Below are 8,911 nucleotides of genomic sequence, written 5' to 3'. Positions count from 1 at the left end.
CGGGCGGTGGGTGGTGTGGGGGGTGGGGGGGGGGGGGCCCCGGTTTTTGGTTTCTTATGGGGTGGCCGCGGGGCTGGGCCTTCCGGGGCCCCACCCGCGGCAACCTAGCACCCACCCCCGACAGAACCCCGCTCCCGAGCGCTCCAAGATCTCAACCTGTCCACAACCGCCGAGTTGTCCACAACCTCACGCCAGACCCGGCTCACCACCCGGCCCCAGCGCCCACAGTGAGCCCATGCCCTCAACCCTCTCGAAGCCGATCCGAGTTCGCGACGCCGGTGATCTCTACGCCGCGATCCCGCACCTGATGGGGTTCCACCCGGCCGACTCGCTGGTCGTGCTGGTGCTGAAGGACCATCTGGTCAGCATGACCATGCGCGTCGACCTTCCACGCCCACGACATCGAGGCCTCCTAGCGGCCCAGCTGGAAGGCCCTCTGCAAGAACAGGGCGCGTCCGAGGTGATCCTCGTCGTCGTGTGCCCGCCGTCTGAGCACATGCCCGAGGAACTGCCGCACGAGCCACTGGTCCAAGTCCTCAGACACGAGTTGGGCGGCGTGGGTATCGACGTCGTCGAGGCTGTGTGGCTGCCGTCGTGCCAGAAGGACGCGCAGTGGTTGTGCTACCTCGACGTCGACTGCCACGGGACGTTGCCGGACCCCCAGTTGTCCGCTGTGGCCGCCGCGTCGGCACACGAGGGCAACGTGACGTTCGAGTCGCGCGCGGCCATGGCCGCGATCCTCACTCTGGATCCGCCCGAGGCCTTGGAGCGGAGATCCGTGCTGCTCGACGAGCTCATGACGGCCTCGGCCGACGCCGACCCGAGGACGGAGCTGCGGCGTGTGAGCGACGCGATCGACGCCGTCGAGCACCGCAAGGGATCGTTGCCGGACAAGGAGATCGTCGCTCTGGCGAGGGCGCTGGCGGTACCCGACGTGCGCGACGCGAGCATGGGGTTCGCGGTGCAGCCCAGATCCAGGCTCGCCGAACGCCTGTGGCTCGAGCTCACCAGGGCCACCCCGGCGCCGGAACGAGCGGAACCCGCGTGCCTGCTCGCTTTCTACGCCTATCAGCGCGGCGACGGAGGGATCGCGTCCGTCGCGCTCGACGTCGCCGAGGAGGCCTGTCCCGGCCACACGTTGAGCAAGCTCATCCGAGCCGCCGTCAGCGCCGCGTTCCCGCCTTCGGAGATGCGGGCGCTGTCCGTGAAGTACATGGACAGCGCCCGTGAGCTGCTCGGCCGCGCTCAGAGCAGTTCGGGTCGCTCCCAGTCCTGATCCAGGACGTGCTCGGCCAGGAACGCCCACACCGTCTCGTACCAGACCCGAGAGTTGCCGGGGGTGAGGATCCAGTGGTTTTCGGTTGGGTAATAAAGGTACTTCGCGTTGACCCCGTGTCGGACGAGGTCGAAGTACAGGCGATGCCCTTCCCCGATGGGAACCCGGTAGTCCTTGTCCCCGTGGATGACCAGCATCGGGGTCTTGATGTCAGCCACCCGCAGGTGTGGGGAGTTGGCCAGGGTCCGTTCCGGCTGCGTGAGGGGATCGCCCATCTCCCGCATCCAGAAGTAGGAGCTGTCGGTGCTGCCGGAGAACGCGTCGAGGTGCCACAGGGACGCGTGGGTGACGATGGCGCGGAACCGGTCGGTCTGGGTGGCGATCCAGTTGGCCATGTAGCCACCGAACGACCCGCCCATCGCGGCGGTCCGGGAGCCGTCGATGTCGGCCCGCTCGACGGCGACGTCCGTGATGGCCATGAGGTCGGTGTAGGGCTCGGCGCCCCAGCGGCCCCAGCCGGCCTTGATGAAGTCGGGCCCGTACCCGGTCGACAGGGCGGGGTCCGGCAGCAGGATGGCGTAGCCGCGGGCGGCCATCAGCCACGGGTTCCAGCGCCAGGTCCAGCCGTTCCAGCTCATGACCGGACCGCCGTGGACCCACAGGACCAGCGGTGCGGGGGAGTCGGCGGAAGCACCTTCCGGCAGCACCAGCCAGGACCGGACCGTCCTGCCGTCGGCGACGACGGTGGAGATCTCGGTGAGGGTGCCGGGCACGGAGGCGAGGGCACCAGGCGCCCGCAGCCGTTCCGGGTCCTGGTCGGCTCCGGTGGCGGCGAGCCGCACCGGCTGTGGCGGGTGGTCGATCGAGTTGCGCAGCGCGTACAGCGTCTTGCTGTCCGGGCTCACGACCAGGTCGCTGTAGTAACCGGAGACCGTCAGCTTCGTGACCTCGCCGGTCGCGAGGTCCAGCCGCCACAGCGGCTGGTGGCCGAGGTGGCTCGCGGTGAAGAAGACCGCGGAGCCGTCCGGGCTCACCACCGGGTGGTCCGGTTCCTCCTGGAAGTCGGGCGCCAGTGGCGTGATCGAGCCGTCCGCCAGGTCGACGCGTACCAGGTCACGCCGGTGGGGGTCGTCCGCGGTGGAGTCGCGGAACCGGATCGTGATCACAGCGGACGAGTCGGGCGTGAAAGTCGTACCGTGGAAGGAGAAGCCCTCCACGGAGGCGATGGTCCGCGCCGCGCCGCCACTCGTGGGCACGACATGGAGCTCGGTGCGTCGGCCGTAGGAGGCGCTGACATCGGCGTGGTGGCCGTGGACGGCCCACTGCCCGTCCGGACTAAGGGCGACGTCCTCGTCGCTGAGCCGGCTCGCGGAGTCCTCGCTCAGCGCGGAGATCGTCTCGGCGTTGACGGCGGCGAGCGGCGCCGCGAAGAGCCTCGGGTAGGCCGGGCCGAGGTCCGAGTCCCAGTACCGGATCGGGTACGACTCGTGCAGGATCGCGGTCACGCCGGCGTCCTCGCGGGCCTTGCGCTTGGCGTCGTCCTCGTCGCCGAACTCCGTGAAGCGGTACGCCGACGACGTGAACAGCACCGTCTCGCCAGCGGCGCGCAGCTGACCGACTCCGCCACCCGGCCGCAGCACCTCGGCGGCCTCACCGCGGACCGGAAGCCGCCACAGCGCCTTCTTGTCCTTGGACTCGCCCGGCTTCGCGAGCGGATCCGGGCGGGCCGAGAGGAAGAGCAGCGACCCGTCCGGTGCGAACACGGGGGAGGAGTCGCCCTTGGCGGAGCGGGTGAGCCGGACGGCCTCCCGCTCCCCGGTGGGGTCGACCTCCCAGAGAGCGCCCTGCCACGTCTTGCCGTCCGGCGCGAGCGTGGACACGACCGTGACGAGCCGGGTGCCGTCGGGGGACAGCGCGAGCGACGCGAGCCGCGCGGTGGCGTTGTAGCTCTCGAAGGAGGCGAAGTCGGTCATCCCGGCTCAGGCTCCGTGCCGGGCGCGGGTGAACTCCCACGCGTCGCGGACGATGCCTGTGATGTCGGCGCGCTCGGGCTTCCAGCCGAGGTCGGCGCGGGCCCGCTCGGCGGACGCGACGAGGACAGCCGGGTCGCCGGCGCGCCGCGGGGCGACGACGGCGGGGATCGGGTGGCCGGTGACCTCGCGGCAGGTGTCGATGACCTGCTTGACCGAGAAGCCGGTGCCGTTGCCGAGGTTGTAGATCCGGTGCTCGCCGGCGGTGGCGTTCTCGAGCGCGAGGAGGTGGGCGTCCGCGAGGTCCAGGACGTGGATGTAGTCGCGGACGCAGGTGCCGTCCTCGGTGGGCCAGTCCTCGCCGTAGATCGAGATGTGGTCGCGCTGCCCGAGCGCGACCTGCAGGACGAGCGGGATCAGGTGGGTCTCGGTCGCGTGCCGCTCGCCGATGCTGCCGTAGGCGCCGGCGACGTTGAAGTACCGCAGGCTCGTCGCCGCCAGGCCGTGCGCGGCGGCGTACGACGTGATCGCGTGGTCGATCGCCAGCTTGGTGGCGCCGTAGGTGTTGGTCGGCGCGGTGGGGGCGGTCTCGGGGATCGGCACCTCCCGCGGCTCGCCGTACGTCGCGGCAGTCGAGGAGAAGACGAGCTTCGGCGTGCCGTGTTCCTTCATCGCGTCGAGCAGGCGAATCGCGGTAAGGACGTTGCCCGTCCAGTACTTGCCTGGGTCCTGCATGGATTCGCCAACGAGGGACTTCGCCGCGAAGTGCAGAACACCGTCGAACCCTTCCGCGAGGACATCGCCGATCACCTCGGCGATGTCACCCCGGATGAAGCGCGCTCCCGCGGGGACGGCGTCCTCGTGGCCGGTGGAGAGGTCGTCGAGGACGACCACCTCGTGTCCGGCTTCGAGCAGCCTGGCGGCGCACACGCTGCCGACGTATCCGGCCCCGCCCGTGACGAGCAGCTTCACCACAGTCCTCGCATTCCTGTTCGAGATCGTTCTTGGCTACCGGTCCCGGCCCGCGCCCGCGGACGGAACCGCAGTGAAGAGCCTCGGCCGCGTGAGCGAGCGCGAGGCGAAACCGGCGAGCACGGACCGCTCGACCTCGTCGTGCCGTTCGACGGGCACGAGGGCGATGGCCGAGCCGCCGAAACCGCCGCCGACCATCCGGGCGCCCAGGGCGCCCGCCGCTATCGCGGAGTCGACGGCGACGTCGAGCTCGAGGCACGAGACCCGGTAGTCGTCCCGCAGGCTCGTGTGGGAGCCCGACAGGAGAGGCCCGACGTCGGCGAGCCGGCCCGTGCGGAGCAGCTCGACGGTGCGCAGGACCCTGTCGTTCTCGGTCACGACGTGCCGCACCAGCGGACGCAGCTCTTCGGGCAGCCGGACGAGCGTCTGGTCGAGCTCGGCGATGTCGACGTCGCGCAGCGCGGGGACGCCGAGGATGCCGGCCGCACGCTCACAGCCCGCCCGCCGGGCGCCGTAGCCGCCGTCGACGAGGGCGTGGCTCGCGCGGGTGTCGATGACGAGGACCTCGAGTCCGCTGGCAGCCGCGTCGAACGCGACCTGCTCGGGCTTGCCGGAGCGCACGTCGTAAAACAGGGCGTGCGCTTCGATGCAGCACAGCGATGCCGTCTGGTCCAGGATGCCGGTCGGAGCGCCCACGAAGTCGTTCTCGGAGCTCTGCACCCAGCGCGCGATGTCCGTGCGCTCGGCGTCGACGCCGGCGAGGCCGAGCAAGGCGAGCGCGACAGCGCATTCCAGGGCGTGCGAGGAGGACAGACCGGCCCCCGCAGGCACGTCGCCCGCGATGACGAGGTCCGCCCCACCGGTGACGGGGATCCCCTGCTCGCGCAGGGCCCAGGCGACGCCACCGGGGTACGCGGCCCACCCCTTGACGGTGCCGGGGACTAGGTCGGCCACCACGACCGGGTCAGCCACCTGCACCCCGCCGTCGTCGCCCATCGTGCTGACGGTCATCACGCCGTCGGTGCGGGGCGACGCCGCGACCGCGATGCGGTGGGGCAACGCGAACGGCAGCACGAAGCCGTCGTTGTAGTCGGTGTGCTCGCCGATGAGGTTGACGCGGCCAGGCGCCGACCAGACCCCTTCGGGAGCACGTCCGTGCTGGCGTTCGAACGCCTCTGCCGCCTTCGCGGCCGGTGTGGTCGCCTGGGTCACCGGGCGAGCACCAGGACGGCGTGGGCGACCGCGGGGTCGAGCTCTGCCGTGTTGCCGTTGCCGCCGCGCACCTGGATGACCTTGGCGCCACCCAGCGCCCCGACCTCCACGGTGCCGCCCGGCACGACGCCGGCGTCCTTGAGCTCGGCCATGAGGTCAGGGTCGAGCTGGACGTGCTCGGCGATGCGGCGGATCTCGACGCGGCCGCCACCACGGCGGGCCACCTCGTCCACGCGCACCAGGTCCGCCTCGGCGGGCGGGGCCGGCTCGCCGTCGCCCAGCTTGTCGAGGCCGGGGATCGGGTTGCCGTAGGGCGAGGTGGTGGGGTTGCCGAGCAGCTTGATGAGCTTGCGCTCGACAGCCTCGCTCATCACGTGCTCCCAGCGGCATGCCTCGCTGTGCACGTGCTCCCACTCGAGCCCGATGATGTCCACGAGGAGGCGCTCGGCGAGCCGGTGCTTGCGCATGACGGCGATCGCGAGGTTGCGGCCCTGCTCGGTGAGCTCGAGGTGGCGGTCCTCCGCCACGACCACCAGGCCGTCGCGTTCCATGCGGCCGACGGTCTGGCTCACCGTCGGTCCACTTTGGCCCAGGCGCTCGGCGATGCGGGCGCGCAAGGGCACCACGCCCTCTTCTTCGAGCTCGTAGATCGTGCGGAGATACATCTCCGTGGTGTCGATGAGGTCGTTCACACCCGCTCCCCTTCGTATGGTGTCAATGGTAGTCGTGCCGGGGGACACAGGTGTCCGCGCGGGTGCAGGATGTGAGCCGTGCATCCCTTGATCACTCCTGAGGCCCTCGCCGAGGCGCTGAGTGCGCGTCCGGCCACCGTCGTTCTGGACGTCCGGTGGCGTCTCGGTGGACCACCCGGACGCCAAGACTACGAGGTCAGCCACGTGCCTGGCGCGGTGTACGTGGATCTGGACACCGAGTTGTCCGCTCCGCCCGGTGTCGGGGGCCGTCATCCGCTGCCGGATCCGGAGCGTTTGCAGGAGGTGCTGCGCGCCGCCGGCGTGCGTGAGGGTGCCCAGGTCGTGGCGTACGACGCGGGGGACGGGTCGGTCGCGGCTCGGGTGTGGTGGCTTCTGCGGTGGGCCGGGTTCGGTGAGGTCGCGGTGCTGGACGGCGGGTTCGCCGCGTGGGAGGCGGCCGGGCTGCCGGTGTCCGCGGACGTGCCGGAGCCGCTGACGGGGGATGCCGCCGGTGACGTGGTGGTGCGGCCTGGTCAGATGCCCGTGCTGGACGCGGACGGGGCTGCGGTGCTCGCTTCGGAGGGTGTGCTGCTCGATGCTCGGGCCGCCGCCCGGTATCGCGGCGAGACCGAGCCGGTGGACCCCAAGGCCGGGCACGTTCCGGGGGCGCTCAACGCGCCGACCACCGGGCATGTCGGGGCGGACGGGCGGTGGCTCGGGCCCGAGGAGCTGGCCGCGCGGTTCGCCGGGCTCGGGGTGTCGGGTGGTGTGGCCGTCGGGGCGTACTGCGGGTCTGGGGTGACCGCCTCGTCGGTGGTGCTCGCGCTGGAGGTCGCGGGGATCACGTCGGCCGAGAAGCCGGCGGCCTTGTACGCCGGGTCGTGGTCCAACTGGTGTGCGTTGGACCGGGAGGTCGCTACCGGCGGGTGAGTCGGTCGGGTGGTCTCAGGCGCCGGGGATGCGGTTGAAGCCTTCGGTGGCGAGCTTCAGGGCGATGGCGCAGGTGTCCAGCTCGTCGATGGCCAGGACGCTCACCGAGAAGGCCGTGGTGATGGCGTTCGGGTCGTCGGTCAGCATGACGGTGACCTGGCAGTCGCCCTTGTCCGGGCTGACCTGCCACGCGGTGTTGCCGCCGATCTCGATCTGCTTCTTCTCGCCGCCCTGGTCCGCCACGTCCGGGACCGTGACCATCTGGGTGATGACGGCGGACGGGTCGGCGATGGTGTGGATGCAGCCGCCGTCCGCCGAGGACTTGCCGCCGGTGGCCGCCTCGATGTCCGCGGACTTCAGGACGCCGCAGGTCTCCAGGCCGGCCGCCTTCTTCTTGGTGGTGATCTTCACATCGCCCTGCTTCTGGGCGATGGTGGGGCTCGTCGGCTTGGAGGCCGCGGTGCTGGTGGACGGCCTCTTCGGGGTCGTAGTGGGGGTGGCGGGCTCCTGGGTCGCGTTGGCGTCGGCCGATGCGGTGCCCTTGACCTGTTCCGCGCAGCCCGAGACGGCGGCGAGGGTCAGGCCCAGTGCGAGGAGGATGGCCGCTGGTCTCAGGTGCATGTCGCCTCTGACCCCTGTTCGGTGAGATCGGTTCCGGGTTCGCGACTGTAGGTTGCTGGGCATGGGTAAGCCAGCCGCTGTTGTCTGGGACAGGTCCTTCCTCGGGTACGACCTCGGTGGCGACCATCCGTTGAATCCGGTCCGGCTCGACCTGACCGTGCGGCTCGCCACTGCGCTCGGGGTGCTGGACGGCGTGGAGATGCGGGCGCCCGAGCCCGCCAGCGACGAAGAGATCGAGCTGGTGCACAAGCCCGGGTACCTGAGCGCGGTGCAGGCGGCGCCCACGGCCGGGTGGGACGTCGGGCACGGGCTCGGGACCGCGGACAACCCCGTGTTCGAGCGGATGCACGAGGCTTCGGCGTTGGTGGTCGGTGGGTCGCTGGCGGCGGCTCGGGCCATCGCGTCGGGGGAGGCGGATCGGGCCGTCAACATCGCCGGTGGGTTGCATCACGCGATGCCGGACAGTGCGGCCGGGTTCTGCGTCTACAACGACTGTGCTGTGGCGATCGAGTGGTTGTTGCGCAGCGGGGTGGAGCGGATCGCCTACGTCGACGTCGACGTGCACCACGGGGACGGGGTGCAGACGGCGTTCTGGGACGACCCGCGGGTGCTGACGATCTCGTTGCACCAGCATCCGATGAGCCTGTGGCCCGGTACCGGGTGGGCCGGTGAGGTCGGTGGCGCCGGGGCCGAGGGGAGCGCGGTCAACGTGCCGCTGCCCGCCGGCACGCGGGACGGCGGGTGGATGCGGGCGTTCCACGCGACGGTGCCGTCGTTGTTGCGGGCGTTCCGGCCCCAGGTGCTGGTCACGCAGTGCGGTGTCGACACGCACAAGGAGGACCCGCTCGCGGACCTGGCGTTGAGCGTCGACGGGCATCGGGCGATCTACCAGGCGTTCCGGGACCTCGTCACCGAGCACGGGTACAAGTGGCTCGCGCTCGGGGGCGGCGGGTACGAGCTGCTCAGGGTCGTGCCGCGGTCGTGGACGCACCTGCTGGCCACGGTGCTGGACCGCGACGTCGACCCGAACCGGCCGTTGCCGGCGGACTGGGTCGCCCATGCGACACGGATCGCACCTGACTGGCCTTTGCCTGCGTCCATGACTGATGGGTGCGAGGCTGGGTACCAACCGTGGGGCGGGGACGTGGAGGAGCCGGTCGACAAGGCGGTCCGCGAGACCCGGCGTGCGGTGTTCCCGTTGCACGGACTCGATCCCGACGACCCCAGGGACTGACACA

The 8,911-nt window shown here is 71.0% G+C and carries 8 protein-coding genes; 3 read left to right on the top strand and 5 right to left on the bottom strand.

The genetic code is table 11. The features are described from left to right. Window positions 1-235: 235 nt before the first annotated feature. A complete protein-coding gene (locus ACWF7A_RS33000) occupies window positions 236-1,276 on the top strand; it encodes a DUF4192 domain-containing protein (RefSeq protein WP_452254420.1) in 1,041 nt (346 codons plus the stop codon). Here the strand turns inward: ACWF7A_RS33000 and ACWF7A_RS32995 are convergent. Genes ACWF7A_RS32995 through ACWF7A_RS32980 form a run of 4 tightly spaced genes read right to left on the bottom strand, consistent with a single transcriptional unit; the run spans window position 1,246 to window position 6,122 of the window. Next, the gene (locus ACWF7A_RS32995; protein WP_452254419.1) at window positions 1,246-3,249 is read right to left on the bottom strand and encodes a S9 family peptidase; all 2,004 of its coding nucleotides are present in this window, start codon (window positions 3,247-3,249) and stop codon (window positions 1,246-1,248) included. The two genes, ACWF7A_RS33000 and ACWF7A_RS32995, sit on opposite strands and share 31 nt — an antisense overlap. Before the next feature lie 6 nt (window positions 3,250-3,255). Then, the gene (gene galE / locus ACWF7A_RS32990; RefSeq protein WP_452254418.1) at window positions 3,256-4,218 is read right to left on the bottom strand and encodes a UDP-glucose 4-epimerase GalE; all 963 of its coding nucleotides are present in this window, start codon (window positions 4,216-4,218) and stop codon (window positions 3,256-3,258) included. 36 nt (window positions 4,219-4,254) lie between these two features. Beyond that, window positions 4,255-5,430, bottom strand: coding sequence for a galactokinase (gene galK / locus ACWF7A_RS32985; RefSeq protein ID WP_452254417.1), 1,176 nt, complete (start codon window positions 5,428-5,430; stop codon window positions 4,255-4,257). Next, complete coding sequence (locus tag ACWF7A_RS32980; RefSeq protein WP_452254416.1) at window positions 5,427-6,122, bottom strand: iron dependent repressor, metal binding and dimerization domain protein; 696 nt, start codon at window positions 6,120-6,122, stop codon at window positions 5,427-5,429. The genes galK and ACWF7A_RS32980 overlap by 4 nt, the downstream gene beginning before the upstream one ends. A gap of 78 nt (window positions 6,123-6,200) precedes the next feature. Between ACWF7A_RS32980 and ACWF7A_RS32975 the strand changes: the two genes are divergently transcribed. Continuing rightward, window positions 6,201-7,052: a sulfurtransferase gene (locus ACWF7A_RS32975; RefSeq protein WP_452254415.1), complete on the top strand. Its 852-nt coding sequence runs from the start codon at window positions 6,201-6,203 to the stop codon at window positions 7,050-7,052. Window positions 7,053-7,067: 15 nt separating this feature from the next. On the opposite strand, the gene ACWF7A_RS32970 is transcribed toward ACWF7A_RS32975, so the two are convergent. Continuing rightward, the gene (locus ACWF7A_RS32970) at window positions 7,068-7,673 is read right to left on the bottom strand and encodes a hypothetical protein (protein ID WP_452254414.1); all 606 of its coding nucleotides are present in this window, start codon (window positions 7,671-7,673) and stop codon (window positions 7,068-7,070) included. A 61-nt stretch (window positions 7,674-7,734) separates the two neighbouring features. Between ACWF7A_RS32970 and ACWF7A_RS32965 the strand changes: the two genes are divergently transcribed. Then, window positions 7,735-8,907, top strand: a complete 1,173-nt coding sequence (locus ACWF7A_RS32965; RefSeq protein ID WP_452254413.1) for an acetoin utilization protein AcuC — start codon at window positions 7,735-7,737, stop codon at window positions 8,905-8,907. Window positions 8,908-8,911 lie beyond the last annotated feature (4 nt).

The organism is Lentzea sp. NPDC055074, assembly GCF_053608005.1.
Note: the sequence above shows the minus strand (reverse complement) of the source record. Positions and strands in the feature narration are given on the sequence as shown.

What these genes read in the sequence shown, in the direction of transcription:
- ACWF7A_RS32995 (WP_452254419.1), bottom strand. Translation starts at nt 3,249, where the DNA reads ATGACCGACTTCGCCTCCTTCGAGAGCTACAACGCCACCGCGCGGCTC.
- ACWF7A_RS33000 (WP_452254420.1), top strand. Translation starts at nt 236, where the DNA reads ATGCCCTCAACCCTCTCGAAGCCGATCCGAGTTCGCGACGCCGGTGAT.
- ACWF7A_RS32970 (WP_452254414.1), bottom strand. Translation starts at nt 7,673, where the DNA reads ATGCACCTGAGACCAGCGGCCATCCTCCTCGCACTGGGCCTGACCCTC.
- ACWF7A_RS32965 (WP_452254413.1), top strand. Translation starts at nt 7,735, where the DNA reads ATGGGTAAGCCAGCCGCTGTTGTCTGGGACAGGTCCTTCCTCGGGTAC.